This is a genomic window from Haladaptatus halobius (genome assembly GCF_020618475.1).
Classification (GTDB): Archaea; Halobacteriota; Halobacteria; order Halobacteriales; family Haladaptataceae; genus Haladaptatus; species Haladaptatus halobius.
Map to the genome: position 1 here is coordinate 2341202 of NZ_CP085335.1, position 22023 is coordinate 2363224.

Annotated in this window: 24 protein-coding genes and 1 pseudogene; 13 read left to right on the forward strand and 12 right to left on the reverse strand. The window is 64.4% G+C overall.

The genetic code is table 11. The features are described 5' to 3' along the window. Positions 1 to 103: 103 nt before the first annotated feature. From LIW51_RS13730 to LIW51_RS13740, 3 genes are all read left to right on the forward strand, one after another. Entirely contained in the window at positions 104 to 316 is a 213-nt protein-coding gene (locus tag LIW51_RS13730; protein ID WP_368411740.1) for a DUF3311 domain-containing protein, read from the forward strand. Next, a complete protein-coding gene (locus LIW51_RS13735; protein WP_227374673.1) occupies positions 313 to 1782 on the forward strand; it encodes a sodium:solute symporter family protein in 1470 nt (489 codons plus the stop codon). The genes LIW51_RS13730 and LIW51_RS13735 overlap by 4 nt, the downstream gene beginning before the upstream one ends. Positions 1783 to 2276: 494 nt before the next feature. Then, positions 2277 to 3167, forward strand: a complete 891-nt coding sequence (locus LIW51_RS13740) for an HFX_2341 family transcriptional regulator (protein WP_227374674.1) — start codon at positions 2277 to 2279, stop codon at positions 3165 to 3167. Here LIW51_RS13740 and LIW51_RS13745 read toward each other — a convergent pair whose 3' ends face one another. Further along, the gene (locus LIW51_RS13745) at positions 3168 to 3887 is read right to left on the reverse strand and encodes a DUF1405 domain-containing protein (RefSeq protein ID WP_227374675.1); all 720 of its coding nucleotides are present in this window, start codon (positions 3885 to 3887) and stop codon (positions 3168 to 3170) included. It lies immediately after the preceding gene. A 96-nt stretch (positions 3888 to 3983) separates the two neighbouring features. Between LIW51_RS13745 and pdxS the strand changes: the two genes are divergently transcribed. Next, a complete protein-coding gene (gene pdxS / locus LIW51_RS13750; protein WP_227374676.1) occupies positions 3984 to 4892 on the forward strand; it encodes a pyridoxal 5'-phosphate synthase lyase subunit PdxS in 909 nt (302 codons plus the stop codon). A gap of 68 nt (positions 4893 to 4960) precedes the next feature. Here the strand turns inward: pdxS and LIW51_RS13755 are convergent, their stop codons facing one another. Further along, positions 4961 to 5329 (reverse strand): DUF5802 family protein, encoded by a 369-nt coding sequence (locus LIW51_RS13755; protein WP_227374677.1) that lies wholly within the window; start codon positions 5327 to 5329, stop codon positions 4961 to 4963. Positions 5330 to 5480: 151 nt separating this feature from the next. On the opposite strand from LIW51_RS13755, the gene LIW51_RS13760 reads away from it, so the two are divergent. From LIW51_RS13760 to LIW51_RS13770, 3 genes are all read left to right on the forward strand, one after another. Next, on the forward strand, positions 5481 to 6116 hold the full coding sequence (locus LIW51_RS13760; RefSeq protein ID WP_227374678.1) for a DUF1405 domain-containing protein: 636 nt from the start codon (positions 5481 to 5483) through the stop codon (positions 6114 to 6116). A 104-nt stretch (positions 6117 to 6220) separates the two neighbouring features. Next, complete coding sequence (locus LIW51_RS13765) at positions 6221 to 7129, forward strand: hypothetical protein (RefSeq protein ID WP_227374679.1); 909 nt, start codon at positions 6221 to 6223, stop codon at positions 7127 to 7129. 71 nt (positions 7130 to 7200) lie between these two features. Further along, positions 7201 to 7902, forward strand: a complete 702-nt coding sequence (locus tag LIW51_RS13770) for an ArsR/SmtB family transcription factor (protein WP_227374680.1) — start codon at positions 7201 to 7203, stop codon at positions 7900 to 7902. A gap of 38 nt (positions 7903 to 7940) precedes the next feature. Here LIW51_RS13770 and LIW51_RS13775 read toward each other — a convergent pair whose 3' ends face one another. Next, complete coding sequence (locus LIW51_RS13775) at positions 7941 to 8408, reverse strand: DUF8526 domain-containing protein (RefSeq protein ID WP_227374681.1); 468 nt, start codon at positions 8406 to 8408, stop codon at positions 7941 to 7943. 81 nt (positions 8409 to 8489) lie between these two features. Here LIW51_RS13775 and gatD point away from each other — a divergent pair, with 81 nt between their 5' ends. Both gatD and LIW51_RS13785 read left to right on the forward strand, forming a co-directional pair. Then, positions 8490 to 9731 (forward strand): Glu-tRNA(Gln) amidotransferase subunit GatD, encoded by a 1242-nt coding sequence (gene gatD / locus LIW51_RS13780; protein ID WP_227374682.1) that lies wholly within the window; start codon positions 8490 to 8492, stop codon positions 9729 to 9731. Then, the gene (locus LIW51_RS13785; RefSeq protein WP_227374683.1) at positions 9722 to 10633 is read left to right on the forward strand and encodes a GNAT family N-acetyltransferase; all 912 of its coding nucleotides are present in this window, start codon (positions 9722 to 9724) and stop codon (positions 10631 to 10633) included. The genes gatD and LIW51_RS13785 overlap by 10 nt, the downstream gene beginning before the upstream one ends. A 2-nt stretch (positions 10634 to 10635) precedes the next feature. On the opposite strand, the gene LIW51_RS13790 is transcribed toward LIW51_RS13785, so the two are convergent. The 5 genes from LIW51_RS13790 to LIW51_RS13810 all read right to left on the reverse strand — a co-directional run bounded on the left by LIW51_RS13790 (position 10636) and on the right by LIW51_RS13810 (position 15353). Then, the gene (locus LIW51_RS13790; RefSeq protein WP_227374684.1) at positions 10636 to 11760 is read right to left on the reverse strand and encodes a DUF7972 family membrane protein; all 1125 of its coding nucleotides are present in this window, start codon (positions 11758 to 11760) and stop codon (positions 10636 to 10638) included. Positions 11761 to 11820: 60 nt separating this feature from the next. After that, on the reverse strand, positions 11821 to 12579 hold the full coding sequence (gene surE / locus LIW51_RS13795; RefSeq protein ID WP_227374685.1) for a 5'/3'-nucleotidase SurE: 759 nt from the start codon (positions 12577 to 12579) through the stop codon (positions 11821 to 11823). A gap of 3 nt (positions 12580 to 12582) precedes the next feature. Continuing rightward, a complete protein-coding gene (locus LIW51_RS13800) occupies positions 12583 to 12858 on the reverse strand; it encodes a ubiquitin-like small modifier protein 1 (RefSeq protein WP_227374686.1) in 276 nt (91 codons plus the stop codon). 141 nt (positions 12859 to 12999) lie between these two features. Next, complete coding sequence (locus LIW51_RS13805) at positions 13000 to 14166, reverse strand: DUF8167 domain-containing protein (protein WP_227374687.1); 1167 nt, start codon at positions 14164 to 14166, stop codon at positions 13000 to 13002. Beyond that, positions 14163 to 15353 carry a potassium channel family protein gene (locus LIW51_RS13810; protein ID WP_227374688.1) on the reverse strand — a complete coding sequence of 397 codons (1191 nt, stop codon included), beginning with the start codon at positions 15351 to 15353 and terminating at the stop codon, positions 14163 to 14165. The genes LIW51_RS13805 and LIW51_RS13810 overlap by 4 nt, the downstream gene beginning before the upstream one ends. A gap of 161 nt (positions 15354 to 15514) precedes the next feature. On the opposite strand from LIW51_RS13810, the gene LIW51_RS13815 reads away from it, so the two are divergent. Continuing rightward, complete coding sequence (locus LIW51_RS13815; protein ID WP_227374689.1) at positions 15515 to 16696, forward strand: NAD-binding protein; 1182 nt, start codon at positions 15515 to 15517, stop codon at positions 16694 to 16696. 27 nt (positions 16697 to 16723) lie between these two features. On the opposite strand, the pseudogene LIW51_RS13820 reads toward LIW51_RS13815, so the two are convergent. The 4 genes and pseudogenes from LIW51_RS13820 to LIW51_RS13835 form a co-directional block, all read right to left on the reverse strand. After that, positions 16724 to 18247, reverse strand: a pseudogene (locus LIW51_RS13820) (universal stress protein). A 37-nt stretch (positions 18248 to 18284) separates the two neighbouring features. Beyond that, positions 18285 to 19067 (reverse strand): nucleoside phosphorylase, encoded by a 783-nt coding sequence (locus tag LIW51_RS13825; RefSeq protein ID WP_227374690.1) that lies wholly within the window; start codon positions 19065 to 19067, stop codon positions 18285 to 18287. A gap of 228 nt (positions 19068 to 19295) precedes the next feature. Next, positions 19296 to 19760: a DUF5812 family protein gene (locus tag LIW51_RS13830; RefSeq protein WP_227374691.1), complete on the reverse strand. Its 465-nt coding sequence runs from the start codon at positions 19758 to 19760 to the stop codon at positions 19296 to 19298. A 67-nt stretch (positions 19761 to 19827) separates the two neighbouring features. Further along, positions 19828 to 20346, reverse strand: coding sequence for a DUF8056 family protein (locus LIW51_RS13835; protein ID WP_227374692.1), 519 nt, complete (start codon positions 20344 to 20346; stop codon positions 19828 to 19830). 116 nt (positions 20347 to 20462) lie between these two features. Between LIW51_RS13835 and LIW51_RS13840 the strand changes: the two genes are divergently transcribed. From LIW51_RS13840 to LIW51_RS40435, 3 genes are all read left to right on the forward strand, one after another. After that, a complete protein-coding gene (locus tag LIW51_RS13840) occupies positions 20463 to 21059 on the forward strand; it encodes an NUDIX hydrolase (RefSeq protein ID WP_227374693.1) in 597 nt (198 codons plus the stop codon). 235 nt (positions 21060 to 21294) lie between these two features. Further along, a complete protein-coding gene (locus tag LIW51_RS40430; protein WP_497007380.1) occupies positions 21295 to 21636 on the forward strand; it encodes a DUF7991 family protein in 342 nt (113 codons plus the stop codon). A gap of 94 nt (positions 21637 to 21730) precedes the next feature. Beyond that, on the forward strand, positions 21731 to 22009 hold the full coding sequence (locus LIW51_RS40435; protein ID WP_497007381.1) for a hypothetical protein: 279 nt from the start codon (positions 21731 to 21733) through the stop codon (positions 22007 to 22009). The last annotated feature ends 14 nt before the right edge of the window (positions 22010 to 22023 follow it).

Consider the following 22023-nt stretch of genomic DNA (forward strand, 5'->3'; position numbering starts at 1 on the left):
CGATAGACGAGCAGATCGAGATTTTGAAGACGAATTTTCTTCGAATATCGAATTTGGATACGATTGGCAACTCTTATCACGTCGTGAAGATGACGTGGAAACGATGATGGACGACTTCGCACGAATCGGCTGGACGGTCGTGTTCGCGGCGCTCATCGCGCTCACGATACCGTGGTTCCTCTGGGGTGACGGGCAGGTCGCATACGGACTGCCGGTGTGGCTCTGGTGGCACGTTGGCTGGATGGCGCTCGTGGCGCTCGTCTTCAGCGTATTTGCGAATCGAGCGTGGGGGCTCGGCATCGAGGAGGGAGCATGAACGAGACGACGCTGCAGATGGGCATCGTCGGAGGCTACCTCCTGCTGTCGTTGCTCGTCGGCCTGCTGGCGTACCGACTGACAGACCGAAGCGCGGAGGATTATTACCTCGCCAGTCGGACGCTCGGTACCGTTGTCCTGCTGTTCACGACGTTTGCGACCCTGCTGTCGGCGTTCACGTTCTTCGGCGGGCCGAACCTCGCCTACGGTTCCGGCCCGGAGTGGATTCTGGTCATGGGGCTGATGGACGGCGTCCTCTTCGCCGTGCTGTGGTACGTCGTCGGTTACAAACAGTGGCTCCTCGGCCGGGAGCACGGCTACGTCACCCTCGGCGAAATGCTCGGCGACCGTTTCGGTTCGCCCGTGCTCCGCGGACTCGTCGCCGGAATCAGCCTCTTCTGGCTGTTCCCCTACGTGATGCTCCAACAAGTCGGGGCCGGAACCGCGCTGGAAGCCTTGACCGGGGGCGAACTCTCATACGCCGCAGGTGCAGGCCTCATCACGGTGTTCATGATCGCCTACGTCGTCCTCGCCGGAATGCGCGGCATCGCATGGACGGACACCTTGCAGGGCGCGTTCATGCTGGTCATGGTCTGGGCGGCCGTGCTCTGGGTGCTGGCCGAGTTGGGCGGGATGGGTGCGGCGACGGCGAAACTCGCCGAATCGAACCCCGAATTCCTCTCGCTCGGCGGGGGCCTCTACTCCCCGCAATGGATGCTCTCGCAGGCCATCGGCATCGCCTTCGGCGTGGCGATGTTTCCCCAAGTGAACCAGCGGTTTTTCGTCGCGGGGTCGAAGAAGGTGCTAAAGCGCACCTTTTCGCTGTGGCCCGTCCTCGTCGTCCTGCTGTTCGTCCCGGCGTTCATGCTCGGCGCGTGGGCGCGCGGCCTCCCAATCGACGTGCCGGAGAACGGCAACGTCCTCTCCATCCTCCTCGCGGAGTACGCCCCGGCGTGGTTCGCCGCGCTGGTCGTCGCGGGGGCGATGGCCGCGATGATGTCCTCCAGCGATTCGATGCTCCTGTCAGGGTCGTCCTACTTCACCCGCGACCTCTACCGCCCCTTCCGCAACCCCGACGCGAGCGACCGCCGGGAGGACGTGCTCGGGCGAATCGGCGTCGCGGTCTTCGCCGTCGCCGCGTTCGTCGCCAGCCTCTACTCGCCCCGCACGCTCGTCGATATCGGTTCGACCGCGTTCAGCGGATTCGCCCAACTCGCGCTCCCCGTCATCGTCGCGCTCTACTGGTCGCGCGTGACGCGGGCCGGGATGTTCGCCGGAATCGTCGGCAGTCAGGTGTTCTACCTCTCGAGCGTCTTCCTGACGTCCGTGCCGGACACCTACGCCGGGTGGACGGCCGCTATCGTCGGGATGCTTCTCGGACTGGTGCTGACGGTGTCGGTTTCGGCCGTGACCTCGCCCGCGCCAGCCGAGGAGACGAACCTGTACTTCGACCTCCAAGCCGACTAGCGTGGGACGTGTTATTTTTGGTGGTTTCCGAGACGAACGAGCAGTCTCAGTTAAGCTGTCCTCGAAAGCCCTCGGCGCGTGCGCCGGCAGGCCCGAGGACTTCACGTCCAGGAGTCTGGCTGGCAGTCACGCGAGGGATGACTGAACGAACGTAGTGAGTGAGGGAATCGGCTGGGGAGGCCTGTGGCTGTGGCGGCACTCGCGGTTTAGATGGACTGAAAGGGGCCGGTCGGTCGCTCCTGCCCGGACGACGTAAGCACTGGAAGGAACGAAGCGACTGAAGCGCGTAACGAGATCGCCGTGAACGGAGTGAGTGACGACCGACGAGCATAGCGAGTCCGGCCCGGCGGGGCGAGCGTCCGGGGCTTTCTGGGATAACACTTCCAACTCTTCTATCCTGTCCGAGTGGCCAATTCCATCTAAAAAAGCACCTCCTCGATCTCGCTAAACCCGTTGACGACGACTTTAAAACCGTTTCGCGAGAAACCACGTCCATGCAGACGCACATCGTCCCGGTCGGCTTCGACTACGACCGGCTCATCGCGCCCCTCGTGCGCGACCAACTCGACGTCGACCGCGTCATCCTGTTGGAGGGGGCGGTCGGCAGCGAGGCGAACGTCGAGTACTCCCGCAATCTCTCCCGCAAACTCGGCAAGGATTTCGAAAATCTGTTGGGTGCGGAGACGGAGCGCGTCGTCATCGAGGACGTGTACGACTACGACGTCGCGTTCGAGCAAGCCTACGACCGGATCAACGCCGAACTCGACGCCGGCGGCGAGGTCTGGGTGAACGTCAGCGCGATGCCCCGGACGGTGAGTTTCGCTTTCGCCACCGCGGCCCACTCCATCATGGTCGAGCGACAGGCCGACCGCGAGAAGATACACACCTACTACACCGCCCCGGAGAAGTATCTCGAAACCGAACTCGCCGAGGAACTGCGAGAGCAGATGAACCTGCTCGCGTCCGTGCTCGACGGCGACGTGGACGAGGAGCGAATCGAAGCCCGCCTCGAAAGCGCCCGCGACCTGCTCTCGGAGTTCGACGAACGCGGGACGACCATCGGTGCGAAGCGGATCGGTAGCGGTCACATCGTGGAACTCCCCGTCGCCTCCTTCTCGAACGTCAAACCGTTCGAGGAACTTATCCTCTTCACCCTGGGCGAGCACGGCGAGTTCGAGAGCGTGAGCGAACTCGCGCAGGCGCTGGCCCGCGACCTGAATGAAGAGTACACCGACAGCTTCCGGTCGAAGGTCATCTACAACGTCGATAGGTTGGGACCGGGCGGGAAGGGGTACATCGAACAGGAAGAGCACGGCAAATCCTACCGGACGCGGCTCTCCCGCATCGGGGAGCTGTGGGTTCGGTCGCACACGAACGGGGAGTGATCAGCGACCGGTTCCGAGTTCCAGCTTCTTCACCCGCGTCGAGAGCGCCAGAAACGTCGCCAGTAGGGTGAGCGTTACCGCGCCCGCCGCCGCGATTTCGTGGACTGGCGAGGGGTGGCTGAACCCCATCGCCAGCCCCTCTTGCGCGGGAAGCGCAGTATGGTGAGGCGTGCCGACGAGAGGGACGAAGTAGTCCACGAGGTCGTTCAGGCCGTACCAGAGGACGGCGACGAACACCGCCCCGACCGGGAACTCGCTGTAGCGGTGGACGAGAAACGCCTCCGCGACCATGGCGAGGTGACTGCCGAACAGGAAGGCGTACATCGGCCAGCCGACGCCGATGAATCCCGAGAAGAAGGCGGCCAGCACGTAGGGCGTCCACGCGCCGAGTTTGATGCAGCCGAAGAAGGCGAGAGCGTTCACCCACTCGGCGTTCCGACCGAGTTTCCACAGCCCGAGCGAGAGCGCGATGAACAGCGTCGCAACCGGACTGTCGGGTACGAACGCCCACATCGCGGGTGGTTCGACCGCGAACTGCCACGTTATCAGCGGATCGGAGAACGGGAAGGGGTGGAAGCCGTAGTACCAGAAGCCGAACGCGGTGCCGATGAGGTTGATGGTGACTATGGCCCACGCCATCCGCAAGCCGAAATCCTCCAGCCACCGCGGAAGCGGCGCGACGTACCACGGCAAGTCCTCGCGGGGCGGGAGGTCGGTCATGTTCACGGCGAAGAACGGTCGGAGCAAAGAGGCTTCGATTGGTCACGTCGGACCACAATCGGTACGCCTTAAGTCTCGGCTTTGGAAAGAACACCCATGGCCGAAGCGACAGACATCGAGGAACTGAAGCGCGGAACGGAACTGGTCAAGCGCGGCTTCGCACGCATGCAGAAAGGCGGCGTCATCATGGACGTGGTGAACCCCGAGCAGGCCCGGATCGCGGAGGACGCGGGCGCGGTGGCCGTCATGGCGCTCGAAGCCGTCCCGGCAGACATCCGAAAGCGCGGCGGCGTGGCGCGAATGGCCGACCCCGCCGACGTGGAGGAGATAATCGACGAGGTGTCCATTCCGGTGATGGGCAAGGCGCGGATCGGGCACACGACGGAGGCCCAGATCCTCGAATCCATCGGCGTGGACATGATCGACGAGTCGGAAGTGCTCACCCCGGCGGACGACAAGTACCACATCGACAAGCGCGAGTTCACCGCTCCGTTCGTCTGCGGCGCGCGCAACCTCGGCGAAGCCCTCCGCCGAATCAACGAGGGCGCGGCGATGATCCGAACGAAGGGCGAGGCCGGCACGGGCGACGTGAATCAGGCCGTCCACCACCAGCGCACCATCAAGGGCGCGATTCGAGAGCTCGCGGGCAAGACCCACGAGGAGCGTGAGCTGCTCGCCCGCGAACTCGAAGCTCCCGCCGACCTCGTCCACGAGACCGCCGAGGCGGGTCGCCTCCCGGTCGTGAACTTCGCGGCGGGCGGCATCGCCACGCCAGCCGACGCGGCGCTGATGATGCACCACGGCTGTGACGGCATCTTCGTCGGCTCCGGCATCTTCGGCGCGGAGAGCCCAAAAGTGATGGCGAACGCCATCGTCGAGGCGACGAACAACTGGGACGACCCCGAGCGACTCGCCGACATCAGCAAGGACATCGGCGCGGGCATGAAGGGCGAGGCCAACGTCGACCTACCAGACGACGAGAAGATGCAAGGCCGCGGGAACTAGGACGACGACCCCGTTTAATATCCTACTAAACGCCGTAAGTGATGACTTGACGCGCCGCCACCGCCGACTCAGACCGCTCCGCCGGTTCCGAACTCCGGCTGGTCACGCTGAAACCCCATGAGTTGTTCGGCGCGGTCGGCTTTCGCCAGCAGCACCTCCTTTAACTCCGGCGGGTTCTCGATGCGGGTGTTTTCGAGCAAGGAGTCGGGAACCGCGAGCGTGCGGTCGGGAACTCGCTCGTCCCCGTGAACCGAGAAGTGCTGCTGCTCTATCTTCATCACGAGCGGCCAGTCGAGCCGCTCTACCCCTTCCCCGGTGGCGTACAGTGCTTGATTCACGCGCTCGTGGTCGTCCTGAGACATGACGGCGTGGTCGCCTTCGTGCGGTTCGACGAACAGCCGTCCGAGATAGTAGCCGCTGGAAAACGTCTCGAACATGAGTGTCAATACCACCCACAGAGTAATAAATATATAGCTATTACGCAAAACACTTATATCGAAGTTCAAAGTCACACATAAACCGTTCCATCCGTTGCAAGGATGGGTGGGCGACAGCAGTCCTTTTAATCGTTCCCTACGCGGAGATGACATGGAAATACCGGAGCAGTACGCGCGCTACTATCTCGAAAACGCCCCGAGTCTAGTCTGGTTGCTCGTCGTCAACAGCGCCGCCATCCTCGTCGGTATCCGGTTCTATGTCGAGTCGATGCCCGAGGTGCCGACGTTCCTCTGGCCGCTGTACGCCGATTCGCCGACCGCGCTCGCGCTCGTAGCCGCCTCGCTCGTGACGCTTCTCCCCAATCTCGGTAACCGACTCTCCGAGGCACCGCAGAACCTTCCGCTCGCCTACCTCCACACGTTCGCGTTCGTCTGGCTGGTGAAGTTCGGAATCTGGACGTTCGTCGCGCTCAATCTCGGTTTTTCGGCGTATTTCGGCCCGCCGTGGGAGCCAACCGCCGTCTGGGACTACTGGGGAATCATTGTCACGCACATCGCGTTCGTAGCCGAAGCGTACCTCATCCCAAACTACGGGCGAACAACCAGAGGGGCACTGGTCGCGGCGCTCGCGGTGGCGCTGGCGAGCGACGTTCTCGATTACGGATTCGGATTCCATCCCCCGCTTCGCTACGAACCCGGCCTCCTCCTCCCCCTCGCAACAGTTGCACTTTCGTTCATGTCGGTTTTCGCAGCTTCCCGCACGTTCGAGCGATTAGAACGTGCCTGACGGGCTTTTAAACACTCTCTTCGTCTCTCGTTCACTCGTTTCGATTCGTGAACAGAACGAACGAATTGTCGTCTTTTTAAGGAAGGGGTCGGTACTTAGAACCGATGCATTCCCTTCGAGCCGTCCTGTTGGCGATACTCACTCTCTGTGGGTTCGCCGTCTCGGTGCCGACCGCCGCCGCACCGACACCGACCACCCCGGCGGACGTATCCTCTAGCGTCTTCCAGAACGAGGAAAACGTCTCTACCTCCAACGTGTCGCTCGGTGCCGAGATTTCGTCGTTCATGCAGGTCAGCACGTCACAGACCAAAGGAACGATCGACACCGGCCTGTGGACTGCCCGATTTAACAGCACGGAAAACGAGTCCGCTAAAAAGGAACTCGTTAGACACCAAGTCGACGATATACGGACTCGACTCAACTCGCTCCACCAGCGCAAGCAGACCCTCGTCGAAAAACGAAAGAGCGGCGAAATCAGCCAGCTCCAGTATCAGGCCAAGATGAGCGAGGTCATCGGCCAGATTCGCTCGCTCGAACACTCCATCAACACAACGAAGTCTCGCGCCAGGACGGTCGAAACGGGCGTCGAAGACCTCCAACAGCTCGACAAGCAGGCGGACACTGTCGGTGGGCCCGAGGTCGCGGAGGTCGCTCGCTCGCTCAACAGCGTCTCCACATCCGGCGAGAACAACTCGACGCAGAGGCCGGGCGTCGGTAACGGGAGTGGAAACGGTACTGTCCCCGGCATCGGAAACGGCAACAACTCTACCATCGGTATCGGAAATGGAAACAACTCCACCATCGGGAACGGTAGCGGCAACAACTCCACTATCGGCATCGGCGACGAAAACAACTCGACCGTCGGAAACGGCGACGAAAACAACTCGACCGTCGGAAACGGCGACGAAAACAACTCGACCGTCGGAAACGGCGACGAAAACAACTCGACCGTCGGAAACGGCGACGGAAACGGCAGCAGACTGCTCGGCGACGACCTGGCGATAATCCACTAACTCGAATCGGGAGTAGCGTCTCGCACCGAGAGACACCCTTTTCCGTTCGCGTTACCAAGTCACTGACGTGAATGGACTCCGCTGCGCTGCTCGATATCCTCGGGAATGAAAATCGCAGACGAATTCTGCGACTCCTCTCGCACAAACCCTGCTACGTCACGGAGATAAGCGAGTATCTTGGTGTCAGTCCGAAGGCGGTCATCGACCACCTCCGGAAGTTGGAAGAAGCGGGGTTAGTCGAGAGTCGGACTGACGACCAGCGCCGCAAGTATTTCCATATCTCGCGGAACCTCCGACTGGAAGTCGACGTTTCTCCCTACGAGTTCGGCATGAAAAGCGCCTACCCGGCAAGCGCCAATCTCGACGTGAGCACGTGCCAATACCTCTCGCTCGACATGCAGTACAGCCGCGACAGCGGTGAGCGGGACACGGGTGACGAGCAGGTGAGCGACGTGAAAGCGGGACAGATCGCCGACCTCGCGGAAGAACTCAACTGCTTGGAGGAGCTGAAAAGCGAACTCTCGCTCGCACAGCGATGGGTTCACGGGCAGATAACCTCCGTCCTCGATACGATGAGCGAGGCGGTGGACGGAACTGGCGAAAACCGCATCCGCGCCGAAATCTTGGCCGCACTCGCGGCGGGCGCGGAGACGGTTTCGGAAGTGAGTCAGAAAGCCGACGCCCCCGGACACGTTGTCGAGGCACATCTCATGAGCATGGCCGAACGGGGCATCGTCGAACGAGAGGACGACCGCTGGACGCTATCCGGTTAGCGGTGTCGGTACAACGGTCGCAAAGTAGCGGTCGCGGGTTAGAGGTCGCGGGTCAGGCCGTCGCGCAGGTCGCCGCCGAAGTACGCGCTGAGACCGGCCACCAGAAAACCCGCGCCGAGGCCGACCGCCGCGAAGAGGGTCCCGTCGACTGCCAGCAGCGCGAGGTTCCCCAGGAGGAAGGCTAATCCGGCCGCGACCGCCCCCCCAGTCGCGGTTTCGAGGATGCGCGAATCTCCCGTCACCACGCCGAGGACGAACGACGCGGCGAACAGCGCGACGAGTCCGCCGAATTTGTCCACGAAGGGCACCGTCCCGCCGACGAACATTGCTATCGTCAGCACCACCGTGGCCAGCAGGAAGTAGCGCGGGGAGAAGAACTCGACCGCTCGTTTCTTTGCGCGACTCCGGTAGCTCTCGCCCCCGCCCGCCTGCTGCACCTTCTCGGAGTCGCCGAGCACGTCCGAAAGGTCGTCGCTCGTCTCGCGCGTCCGGGTGCGCTGGGTCATGACTCGGAGTTGACGCCCTGCGATAATGTGCCTTTCCCCGAAACGAGTGGATTCAAGTCGAACGCTGCGTAACCTCGAAGCATGAATTCCGGAGACCGCGTCCGCGTCGAGCGGGCCGACCAGACGTACGAGGGAGTACTGTTGCCCTCCACGACGGCGGACAACCTCGTCGTCAAACTCGACGGCGGATACAACGTCGGTATCGACCGCGACGCCGCCGACGTGGACGTGCTCGAATCGTCGGTCTACGACATCGAAGACGGGGAGACGGGCGACTCGTCCGTCGTCGAGTTCGACCCGAATCTTCCGACCGTCTCGCTCATTAGCACGGGGGGAACCATCGCTTCGACCGTTGACTACCGAACCGGCGCGGTGACCGCGCAGTTCGACACCGAAGACGTGCTCCGTGCGGTGCCGGATCTCGCAGGCCAGGCGAACTATCGCGGCCGAGTCGTCGCCAACATCCTCTCGGAGAACATGACGCCGGACGTGTGGCGGGAGTTGGCCCGCGCCGTCCACAACGAGATCGAGAACGGCGCGGACGGCGTCGTCGTCATGCACGGCACCGACACGATGCAGTTCACCGCCGCCGCGCTCTCGTTCATGCTCGACACGCCGGTTCCCGTCGTCTTCACGGGCAGCCAGCGATCCGCCGACCGCCCGTCATCGGACAACGTGATGAACGCGGTCTGCGCCGTGGAAGCCGCGAAATCCGACTGTTCCGAGGTGCTGGTCTGTATGCACGCCTCCGAGAGCGACGACGTTTGCGCGCTCCACCGCGGCACGCGCGTCCGCAAGAATCACACGTCGCGCCGGAACGCCTTCGAGACCGTCGGCGCGAAACCGCTCGGCGAGGTGGACTACGACACCGGAGACGTAACGTTTCGACGCGAGCACGCCGAACGCGGCGTACGAGAACTCGCGCTCGCGGACGACCTCGAAAGCGAGGTCGAACTGCTGAAGTTCACGCCCGGCATGGGCGTCAAGGCGCTCGACCTCGCCGACGGGAAGGCCGGTCTCGTTCTCGAAGGAACAGGGCTAGGCCACGTCCACTCGGACTGGGTCGACCGCATCGCGGAACTGATCGACGCCGGAACCACCGTCGTCATGACCAGCCAGTGCATCGAGGGGCGCGTCTGCGACCGCGTCTACGACACCGGACGCGACCTGCTCGACGCGGGCGTCGTGGAGGGCGAGGACACGCTCCCCGGCACCGCCAAAGTGAAACTGATGTGGGCGCTGGCGAACAGCGCCGACCCCGCGACGACGATGCGAGAACCCCTCGCGGGCGAGATCTCCGAACGGTCGGTGCCATGGGAGTAACCGAAATCGAACTTCGGGAAGCCACCCACGACGATTACGAGGCCGTCGCCGCGTTCACCGAGAACACGTGGCCCGACCGCGACGGCGGCGACTACATCCCGTACGTCTACCACGACTGGATAGAGGGCGACGGAAATCGGACCGTGGTCGCCGCCGCGGGCGACGATATCGCCGGAATCGTGCAGGCGGTCATGCTCTCCGAGTGGGAGGCGTGGGGCCAGGGGATGCGCGTCAATCCCGACTTTCGCGGGCGCGGCGTCGCCACCGACATGACCCACGACCTGTTCGACTGGGCGCGCGGGCAGGGAGCGACCGTCTTCCGTAACATGGTGTTCTCGTGGAACGTTGCCGGACTCGGCCAGTCGCGGGCAGTCGGCTACGACCCCACCACCGAGTTCCGGTGGGCGCACCCCGACCCTGACCCCGACGCTACCCCCGCGATGGCGGTGACCGCCGACGCGGACGCCGCGTGGCGCTACTGGAGCGGAAGCGACGCCCGTGCCCATCTCCGCGGCCTCGCGCTCGACGTCGCGGAGTCGTGGGCGCTCTCCGAACTCACCCGCGACGACCTCCACCGCACCGCCGCGGACGGCGACCTGTTCGTCGTGCAGGGCGGCGGAACGCGCGGGTTCTCCTTCGCGCTCCGCGAGTACGAACGCGAGAACGAGGACAGCGAGAAACGGACGTGGGTCGAGTACGGCGTCGGCGCGTGGGCGGACGCCGACGCTGCACGGTCGCTGTTTGCCGCCATCGCCCGCGACGCCGGGAGACGTGGTGCCGACCGAACGCGCGTCCTGATTCCCGAGACGCCCCGGTGCGTCAGCGACGCGGCCTACTGCCGCGTCCCGGTCGCGGACGAACCCGATTTCGTGCTCGGAGCCGACCTCACCGCGGCGGACTGACGTCAGTCGTCGGAGTGTCTTTTCTTCGGTTGGGTGACATTCCAATCGCCCGTCGCGTTCTCGCTCCAATCGAACTCGTCGATATTCGCGCCCCGCTGGAGGATGAACGGACCGGCGGCGAGCGTGTTGAGCGTCACCGCCACTGCTCGGATAACGTACGCGGTGAGGATGATGTACGGTGCGAGCGCGATAGTGTAAGAAACGCTGACGAACAGCAACAGCGGCGAGATACCGAACACCGACGTCGCCGGGAAAATACTCGTATCCAGCGCCAGCAGGACGTATGAGGAGAAGACGATAGTCGGTAACGAGACGTACAGCAGGCGACTGGAGAGGCGCGCGAGTTCGCGCTTGTAGTACAGCGACTTGAAGTATTCGCGGCCGGTGGCGAAGAACTTCAGCGTGTCGATGAGATCATTTATCGCCTCTCGCTCGTCGTCGGCGAGACTGTGTTCGTACTTGCGCTTGAACCGTCGCGCGGCGTTAAGTTGGCGCGAGTAGTCGTAGTTCAGTCCGGCGAGCAACACCCTGAACGTGCCGAACTCGGCGTTCGACAGCGTCTCCCCGGCGCACTCGGCGTCGGCGGTCACTCGGTCGGAGAACGTCTCCGCCTCCTCGCGGAACTCGTCGTCGTCGCTCTTGGAGGCGATGTTGGCCAGCGCCGTCGTCTGTCGATCGATGACTTGGAGAATGACCCGCAGGAACTCCGCGGGACGGGCGGGGCTGACGTTCGATTCGAGGAACTCCTCGATGCGGCCGCGGTACTGTATCGAGGCGTCGATGCGCTCGCGCTGGTTCTGGATGTCGGTTATCTCTTGGGAGAAGACGATGGAGTTGATGGAGACGACGATGGAGACGAGCAGGATGATACCGCTCAACAGCGTGTTGAACATCGACTGCACCGTGTTCGTCTCCGACAGCAGTCTGTGCATATCCACCGGTCGAACCACCGACAGCAGTAACAGGGCGGCGAGTACGCCGGTCAACAGGAGCACGGAGACCGAGACGCGCGTGCCACGAAGGAGAAACCACTGGCTCAGCCGCTCGTGGATCGACAGTCGTTCGTCAGCCTCACCTCCTGGAAGGAACTCGTCGAACGATCGCTCGTCGGGCGTCACAGTTTTCATCCGAAACTAAGTTCGAATCGGCGAGGTCATTCTGTTTGAAAAGGAAAGCAAACGACTCGGCTACGCGAACTCGTCGGCGACGGTAGTCAGGAAGTCTCGCTGGCGCGTCTCGTGCCCGATACCGAGCGCCGATACGCTGATTTCGCCGTCGGCGAGCGCTCGGCGGTCGGTTCCAACTGGGTCGTCCAACTCTTCGGGACGATTCCGTTTGAGCGGGTCGTAGAACCGGTCTATCAGTTCGAGTCCGTCGTCACTCTCCTCGATTCGAACGTCGAAGTCGCGTACCGGGCGCGTTACTCGAATCGGCGGCGTCTCCTCGACCGTCGGAGCGTTGACGTTCAGGAACGTACCGGAGCCGAGAGCGTCGGCGTGCGCGACGAGATGGCGCGTGACTCGCGCCGCTTGCTCGAAATCCTCTCGCTCGAACGCCCGTAAGCCGCCGACGGCGGGGTCGTACGCGGAAACCGCTATACCGGGTACGTCGAGGAAGACGGCCTCCTTCGCGGCGCCGACGGTTCCTGAGCGGTCGAGTTTGTGCGCCCCGAAATTCGGCCCGGCGTTGCACCCCGCGACGACCACGTCCGGGTTCGCTTCGAGCGCGCGGAGTCCGACTGCGACGCAGTCGCAGGGCGTTCCATGGACGACGAGTCCGCGGTCGTGGTCGTCCACCTCGACGTTGTGCGAGTTCGTGCGTCCGACGCCGCTCTGGTCGTCGGCGGGAGCGACGACCGTCACGTCGGCGATGGTCGAGAGTTCGTCGTAGAGCGCGTCGATGCCGGGTTCGTCCGTGCCATCGTCGTTCGTCAGGAGGACGCGCACGGCTCAGCCTCCACTCACGGGCGGGAAGAGCGCGAGTTCGTCGCCCGATTCCAGCTTCGTCTCCAGCCCGTTTTCGGTGAAGACGTTTGTCCCGCTTCGGAGGACGTTGATGTGGTCGCGGAGGTGGCCATCCTCGTCGAGCACGCGATCTTCGAGTTCCGGACGCGGTTCGAGGAGCGCGTCCAAGGCGTCGCCCACGGTGTCGCCCGGTTCGGCGTCCACGGACACCGTCTTGTTCCCGGCGAGTTCGGCGAGATCCGCGAAGAGTTTCCACTGCATAGTTGCCGTGACGGGTGGGTGCGGGAAGTGGCTTTCTCTCTCGGAGGGTGGCGTTCGGTACCGCCTTCGCTATTGAGCGGACGAACCGCACGACGAACGTCAGCATCGGGGCGACCATCGCCCGATTTTGGTTTCGGTATCCTACTTAAATGCTCGTGCGGGTTCGCCCGCTCGGTCGTCCGCCGCCCGTTCGATTCGTCGGAGGAGACTCGGCCGGGCGACGACGTAGAGGGTGTCGCTTTCCGCGAACTTTCGCGAACGAAGGGGAAGCGGTTCCACGGGGCCGGACTCGGGGCGAACCGCGACCACGGTCGCGTCGAGACTGCCGACGGGAACCCCGACGAGATCGCTTCCCGGTGCGACCGTCACCACGCCCATGGTCTCGTCGGCGGCCCGCAACCGGGTGGCGAACTCGCGCTCCGGTCGGTCTCGCGTCGGGAGCGTCACCAGCCGATACCGCTCCGTCGCGTCGAGTTTCTCCGCTTCGGTCGCGTCCACCGCCACCGTCACCACGTCTTCCGTGACGCCTCGGAGTTCGCCGGTCGTGACGCGCTCGGCACCGTCTTCGTCTCGTCGCCAAACGGCGACCGCATCGCCGACGCCCGCGCTGAACGCCGGATCAGCTCGAAGCACGACCGCGACCGTTCCCGGCGCGAGCATCGGTCCGAGACCGGCGACGCGACTCCCGAGTGCGAGATACTCGATGGTTCCGTCGGCGGCGAGGTCGATGTCCACGTAGCCGACGCCGTGGTCGTCCCTGAGTCGGGCGACGAGACGCTCCTTGAGTTCGGCGACGGTCAGCCCCCGCGGGAACAGGAACGTCGAACCGGCCAGTTCGTCCTTCGTCTCCGAGGAGACGGCGTCGTGTCCGTCGATGTCATGGATGGTCTCCGGAAGCGTGATCGCGACGACGCGCCCCACCGCACCCACGATTCGGCTCACGTCGTCGTCGAGCTTCGTCACCCCCGAAAGCGCCGCCACGTTGGTCGTCAATCGATCGCCGATTCGTGCGCCGACGATGGCGGTGAGTCCCGCGAGGACGAACGAGACCACGGTTTCCGCCGCGTTCGACAGCGTCAGCACTTCTTCATTTCCGGGGGGGAGGTACAGTTGGAGCGTCTTCCATGTGCCGGTCGCTATGCCGACCGCACCGACCCCGACGAGCACGGTGAGTCCGGTCGGCACCCGTTCGCGGGCGTACCAGCGATGGACGAAGGCGACCGTACCCGCGACCGCCCCCGAGAGGACGGCGAGACCGACGATGCGAGCGAGCGCATCGACCGGAATCGGAGGGAGTTGTTGTATCATCCGACCGCCTCCGAAAACCGCTCCAGCGCGGTTCGAGGTCCCGCAACGTACAGGTCGTCGCCGTCGGCGAGCACGGTCGTTCCGTGCGGCGCGACCGTCCAGTCGTCGTCTCGCTCAACCGCGAGTATCGCCACGCCGTAGCTGTCTCGAACGCGCGTCTCGCCGAGCGTCGCTCCGTCGAGGTCGCTCCCCGCACGTATCGACATCCGCCTGAACTGCTGGCCCGCCTGCTTGAGCAGGTTGACGAGTTGGAACTCGGAACGCCGTCCGCGCGAGCGAACTCGCAACTTCAGCGGCTCGTCTTCGAGGAGTTCCGTCGCGTCGGCTCTCGGCACCGAAACCGTCACGCGTCCGTCCCCCCCGGTCGTCGTCGGCGCGCGCGAAACCGACTCGCCGTCGCCAGCCGTCTCGTCGTCGGTCGATTCGCTGTCGGTCTTCGCGCTCAGGACGGTTCCGGTCACCTCGTCGTCGGCGACCGTGAATGCGACCTCGTCGCCTCGGGCGAGACCGGTCGGCACGAGCGTATCGACCGACACCGCCCGTCGATTCGACGGAATCCGACGGGAGAGCGATCCTTCCGGCGGTGCGGCGCTCACCGTCGCCGTTCCCGTCGCGTCGATTTCGACGGTCACGTCCGCGAAGTCGTGTTCGGTTCTGAGACGGTCAGCCAACCGCGACTCCAACTCCCGAAGCGGGAGGTCGGCGGGAAACGTCCACTCCTCCTCGCGCAGTTTCGCTCGCAGATCGTCCGACAACGGCGGGTAGCCTTCGATATCTCCGATTTCACCCGCGACGGTGACGCGAACTCGTCCGAACCGCCCGACTCGCTCGATCACGTCGCTCGAAAGGCGGTGCTCTCGCAGTCGTCGAAGACCGATACGGCGAGGGAACGACGCGCCCATCGCGTCCCCTTTCGCGTGGGCGTACTGCGTCGCTAGCATCACGACGATGACCCCGACGACGACGATGGGGGAGTTGACTACGGGGGGTTCCAGCAAGCCGAGCAGCCCGCCCTGCACGCCCGCGATGGCGACCCCGAGCACCACGACGGCGAACCCCGGAAGCGAGACGCCGGTCACGTACCGGAACACGAACCCGAGGCTCCACGCGACGAGCGCCGGAACGACGCCGGTGAGCGCTCCGAGATACAGGCCGAGGAGCAGTTCGACCGGAAGCGAGTAACCCATACACCGAGCAGACGTGGCAATCACAAAGACGTACCGACCCCCGCGCTGGGGGGAACGTCAGTCACGGTGACGTCCCCGACGACGAGCGGTTCTCCAAAATTCGCCCGCCGCGGATCGATCGGCCACCTGACTTATCATTCGCGGCGTAGCAGAGCGGTCGTATGGAATGGGGTGTGCGGGAGGGGGCCGTCTCGGCGCGCATCGTCGCGTGGCTGACGATCGGCGTCGCGCTGCTCTCCATCGCCACCGGGGTGGTGGCGACTGCTACCACCACCAGCGGCGGTGGGTTGTTCGGCGGCGTAGTTCCCAATCCGGTTCGGACGACGGCGTCGTTCACCGGCACCATCGTCGGATTCCTGCTGCTCGTTTCCGCCGTCGGTCTCCGACGGGGCCTTCGAACCGCCTGGTACGCGAGCGCCGCGCTGGTTCCGCTCGCCGCGATCCACGGTCTGCTGCAGTCGTCGCCGTACTCACTACCGCTCATCGCCGTCTCCCTCGTCACCCTCCCCGCACTGTTCGGAGCGCGCCGACGGTTCGAGCGCCCCCTCGCGCTGACGGCGGCGCAGCTCGCCGCCGCGTCCGCCGTCATCGGGGCGCAGTTGTACGGGACGGTCGGAGCGTATGCGCTTCGGAGCCAGTTCCGGCGTCTCGACACGCTGTTCGACGCCTTCTACTTCACCGTCACCACCGCGAGTACGGTCGGATACGGCGGCATTCATCCGAGAACACCTATCGCGAAGGCGTTCGGAATGACCGTCATCGTGCTCGGCACCGGCAGCTTCGCGGTCGCGTTGGGCGTGCTGTTCACGCCCATCGTCGAAAACAGATTCGCCAGCGCCCTCGGCAAAACCACCGACACCAACGTCGAACTCATGGAGAACCACCTACTCGTGCTCGGATACGGGCAACTGCTCACCGAATCGATCATCGACGAACTCGGCGGCCGAACCGAGTACGTGCTCGTCGTCGACGACGCCGACCTCGCGAGTAAACTGCGGGACAAAAGGCGAAACGTGCTCCACGGCGACCCGAGCGACGAGGAGTTGCTCCGGCGCGTCGGCGTCGAACGGGCGCGGTCGGTGCTCGTCGCGACCGACGACGACGCCGAGGACGCGCTCGCGGTGCTAACCGCTCGGCAGTTGAATCCCGACGTTCGCATCGTCGCGGGCGCGACCCAGCGCGAGAACGTGGAGAAACTGCGGCGAGCGGGCGCGGACGTCGTCGTCAGTCCGTCCTTCGTCGGTCGGCTGCTCGTCAAGGCGGCGCTCGGCGGGGAGCACGCGGAGGAGCTGGCGGATCAGCTGGTCGGCGACGACGCGAACCGAACGCTCGACGAGTTCTGAAAGGGAGGTCGGTTGGTTCGCGGCGGTTCACCCGCAATGAACGACCGCCACGTCGCAGTCGATTTCGTGCATTCGCTCGAACGTCGGCGGCGAGATAAACCGCGAGGCGGCGCTTCGGTCGGTGCTCGCCCCGATGATGGCGAGGTCGTAGTGGTCGTCGTTCGCCGCGAGGAAGTTCTCGATGTTACTCCGCGAGACGCGCGTCTCGAACGAACCGGAGAACGCCTCCACGAGGTCGGCGAGGGTCGATTCGGCGCTTCTGCGCTCCGCTTCACGGTCGATACAGGTGCAGACGCTCACCGACCCCGAGCGCCCGACCAATCGCCGCGCGAAGTCGATCATGGTGTGCGCCGTATCCCCCGGTCGACGGACGGGAACGAGGACACGATTCCAGCGCCGACGCGCCCTGCTGTCGGGTGCGGGCCGGTACGCGATGGCGTCGATTCGGCCCCGGAAAAGGCCCCTGATGAACGGCGAGAGGCCACCGTGTTTCTTCTAGTACGGCGTGACGACGAGGTCGCAGTTCACCTCGCGGGCGGTCTTCACCACCGTCTTGGCGGGCGTTTTCCCGTCGCCCGTGACGACGACTTCGCAGGGGACGCCCATCTGTGTCCGGATTCGATGCGCCTGCGTTTCGAGCCGGTCGGCGACTTCGTCGGCGGCCTGCGCTTCGACGGCTTCCTCCTCGGAAGCGAGTTCCGCCGCCTCCGTATCGACGAGGTTCTGCTGGTTCTTGCCGGACTCGGCTATCGTCTCCTCGGCCTCTTCGATGGCTGATTCGTCGACTATGTCCACCAGCACGACCTTCCCGGCGTCGTGCGCCGCCGCCAGTTTCGCGCCGAACATCGCCGCTTGCTCGGCGTGCTCCCCGCGCACGGGGACGAGCACGTGGTCGTCGCCCTTCGTCGAGCGGTAGAGGTAGCGCGCCCTGCGTTCGTAGAACTCCCGCCGCCAGACGACGAACACCCCGGCGACGATGCTGCTGGAGACCGCGATACCGAGAACGTACAGGAAATCGGTTAACCATCGACCCGCACCGGCGAACGCGAAGCCGCTCGCGTCGGAGAATCGAAACATGAGGACGAGCAGGGCCGTCGAGAACGCCGTCGGCTGTTCCAGATCAAGCGACCACGTCGCGAGCACCGTCAGAAAGATGCCGAGCGCCGCGGCACCCGCGTGAACCCTCATCGAGTCCGGCGGAACGTTGTAGAGGTACTTGGCGGAGAATTCCAGTGCGACCCAACCGCAGAGCGCACCGGCGGTCATTCCCCCCACGAACTTCGTCGGGGAGGCATACTTCCCCTCTGGGTCGGCGAAGAGGGTGTACGTCCCCGATGCGAGCGGCGGGAAGAGCAGGAACCACTCGGCACCGACGGTGTTCGAGAGCCACGTGATACCGGCGATGAGGATTGGCACGAACACCAGTATCGTGAGGCGGGTCAGGTTACGCGTGTGTTCGACCCACCGCGTGAACTGCTGGATTTCACGTCGCTCGAACCGGCGGATGCGGCGTAACGCCGCGTGATACCGCATCAGCAGGTCGTCGAACATGGGGAAAATTGCGGTCGTGCGGAATAAATGCGTTCTGTTACCGGGCGAGGGCGGCGACCGCATCGAGCGAGATTCGGATGGCGCGCTCGACGTTGTTCTTCGCCTTTTCGGGGAGTTCGTCGTCCTCGGTGTCGGTGCCCTTCTGGGTGCCCTTCACGAGGTTCCCGTCCACGGTACAGATGGCTCCCGAGCGCATCCCCTTCCGACGGGCGACGGAGAAGACGGCAGCGGCTTCCATCTCGACGCAGAGGATGTTCGCTTCCTCCCAGTCCGCGACGTACTCGTCGGTTTCGGCGTAGAAAGCGTCGTCGCTCGCAATCGGGCCGACGTGGACGTCCCCGACGCTACTCGCGGTTTCACCGCTCGCTCCATCCGCGGCCCAGCGGGCCGCGCGCGCCTCCGCCGAATCGACCAGCGCGGAGAGCACGTCGTAGTCCGGCACGGCGGGGTAGGTGTCCTTCTCGTAGCGCCGAGTCGTTCCCTCGTCTTTCGCCGCGCCAGTGGCGACGACCATGTCGCCGATCTCGATGTACTCTTGGAGTGCCCCGGTCGTCCCGACGCGAATCACGGTTTCGACGCCGACGGCCTCCATCTCCTCGATGGCGATGGTCGCGGAGGGACAGCCGATACCGGTCGAGCAGATGGTCAGCGGGACGCCCTCGTATTCGGCGTTGACGACCTTGTACTCGCGGTTCTCGGAGACGACCTCCGATGAATCGCACTGCGCCGCGATTCGGTCGACGCGCCCCGGGTCGCCCGGAATCAATGCGATGTCGTTCAGGTCGCCCTCGTCCACGAGCAGGTGGGGTTGCGTTGCCATGGGCAGGGTTTCTCGGGAGTACGGGAAAAAGCGTCCGGGTTTAGCCGTAGCCATAGGTTTTTGTCATAGTGGCTGGATTTCGGTGGGGCGTCTCACTGCCCCGATTGCGGCGAAGAAGTCGACGAATTGGTGAAAGGAAGCGCGTCCGCGAGCCACACCTTCAGCGCGGCGACGGTCTGGGAGTGCCCGCACTGCGACGCGATCCTCGGCGTGAGCGACAACAGATAATCACGGCAAGTAGCGAACGCTCACGACACCCGCTTCCGACCGCACCTCCACGCGGTTCACCCCGAGTCGGGCCGCGCGCGCGAGGGTGCCCTCGTCGTCCAGCACGTCGCTCACGGCGTCCTCGGTTTCCCCCGGCGGCACCGAGAGGACGTGAATCTCGCCGATTCCGGCGCGCTCGGTTTGGGCGAGGTCGCCAACGTCCTGCTCGTCGGCCATCTTGCGCTCCTGCGTCGTCGGCTGTTCGTCGCTCTCCTCGACCGAAAGCGGTCGCCGGTCGTCGATATCCACGATTTCCCACGTGACCTCCATCGGGGGTTCGGGGGCAACCGTGGCGTCGATGGCGTCGCGGGTTTCGACGCCGGGGTTGGTCGAGAGGGTGTGCACCTGTCCGTCGTTAACGTCCTTCAGCACCGCCGACTCGTCCTCGGCGTGGGTGACGAGGAACGTGCTCGACTTCTCGGTCATGCTCGGAGATAGGTGGTCGCTCCTTTTCCGGATTCCGCTCTCTTCCGGTCGCGGTATCCTGCACGCATCACCGGGCGAGACGGTGGAGGGCGAAGATGAGGAGCGTAGCGACGAGCGGCGGAACGAGGCCGTACAACTGCGGGAGCGAGTAGAGAAATCCGCCGACCGCGCCGGGGTTTGGAGACTGGTACTCCGGCGGGACGGTGATGACGATTCCGACGTACAGTGAGACGACGAAGACGAACCCCGCGAGCGCGAGAAGGGTATCGTAGGCGGGGCGGGGCGTCTCGCCGCGTCGGTGGCGGCGCGCGACGAACAGGACGGGCGCGAACAGCGGCCCAAGGACGAAGAGGGCGATGACGCCGAGGAAGGCGTTCGAGGTCGTCCGCAACGCCGACTGGCCGAGAACTTCGGTGAACCAGAACACCAGCGCCAGCACGAAGATGATAGCGAGGAAGCTACCGAGGACGAAACTGACGAAGACGTACAGCCGAAAGGCCAGCGAGTCGGACGCGCGAAAACTGTAGCGGAACGCGCCGAGGAGGCCAGAGTAGTCGTCCGTTCCGGCGGTGGCGGCGTCGGTCATCGCTCGAAACTCGAACTCGCGCCAAGGTAAATGGCGCGACTCGCGTCGACGGACACCGACTCGCGGGCCGGACGTGTTCCGAAGAACGTTTGAGACAGATAGTTCTCTGTACCAATATGAGCACCGACAGCGCCACAGATTCGTCCGGAGAGTCCTTCTCCGAGGACGCCGACGAAGTCCACAAAAACGCCCGTAAATCCGTCGTCGCCGTGGATGCCGACGACAACGAGCAGGAAGTCGTCAACCGGCTCGAAGCACACATGGGAGACGGCGTCCGCCACCGGGCGTTCACCGCGCTCATCTTCGACGAGGACGATAACATCCTGCTCGCCCAGCGCGCGCCGACCAAGCGCCTCTGGGACACCTACTGGGACGGAACCGTCGCGTCCCATCCCAACCCGGGCCAGTTGCAGGAGGACGCGACCCGTCGGCGACTCGAAGTGGAACTCGGTATCTCGCCCGACCAGTACGACGACCTGCGCCTGACCGACCGATTCGAATACAAACGCTACTACGCCCGCGAAGGCGTCGAACACGAGGTCTGTGCCGTACTGAAGCTCACACTGCACGATACCACGCTCGACCCCGACGAAGAGGAAGTTGCGGGTCTGATGTGGGTGCCCTATGAGCGCCTGTACGAAAATCCGAGATGGTATCGCCAACTGCGACTCTGTCCGTGGTTCGAGATCGCCATGCGCCGCGACTTCGAGTAGATCGAGTTCGAACGGCGCGCGTTCGTCGCGGTGATATTCTTCGTCGGTTTAGGTGGTTCGTGAGGTAGAAACGGTTCTCGACGCGAGAGCGACTGACCGACGAGGACGTGGCTGCGCCCTACGACTAGCGAGCGATAGCAGGCGGTCGATCCGACCCGCGAACGGCGTTCACACGGAGTACCGCTCCTCGCCGCCATCCGGTACGCAAAAGAACGATGACATCCTAGCCTCGCGTATGGTCTCGGCCGCTACGACGCTCGGCTTTCTCGTCATCATCTTAGTCAACACCGTCATCACGGCCGTCGTTATCCGCTTCTTCCGCCTTCGGCTCTCGACGCGCTGGGGAGCCGTGGTGTACACCCTGCTACTGGTTCCTCTCGTCTACGTCGCCACGACGCTCGTGCTGAGCGGCGTGGTCGGCTTCGGCGGGAGCGGTATCAGGGACAAGGGCACCGCCCTCATCCTCATCTGGGTCCTTCCGTTCACGCTCGGGGTGTCCATCGACCTGTTCTGGATGCCCCCGCCCGAGGAGATCGACCTTCCGGACAAGTCGCGCGAGCAACAACAGGGTCGCTGAGGGCGCGACCGCCAGCCAACCCGCACCCGCCGTGACCGCGATTCCCTCCCAGAGGTAGACGAGACCGACCGGGCCGACGACCACCCCGGAGACGATGGTTCCGACGACGACCCGGAGCCACGGCGCCGGCGACCCGCTCAGCGCGAGCAGCGCGTCGAGAGCGTCGAGGACGAGCAGCGCGGCGACGACGCTCCGCGTGCGTACGCGAACTCGGCGCGAACGCTCCGGACGCTCTGGGCGTTCGAACACGGGAAGGATGAGCCGAATCCGGTCGGGGAGCGTGACCGGCGGGAGACTCATCGGCGGGAGCGTGAAACGGATTCCCGAATCGTCGTCCCTGTCTGCCATGGCGGAAGTACGACTTCGACCGTGAAAACTGCTCGTTCG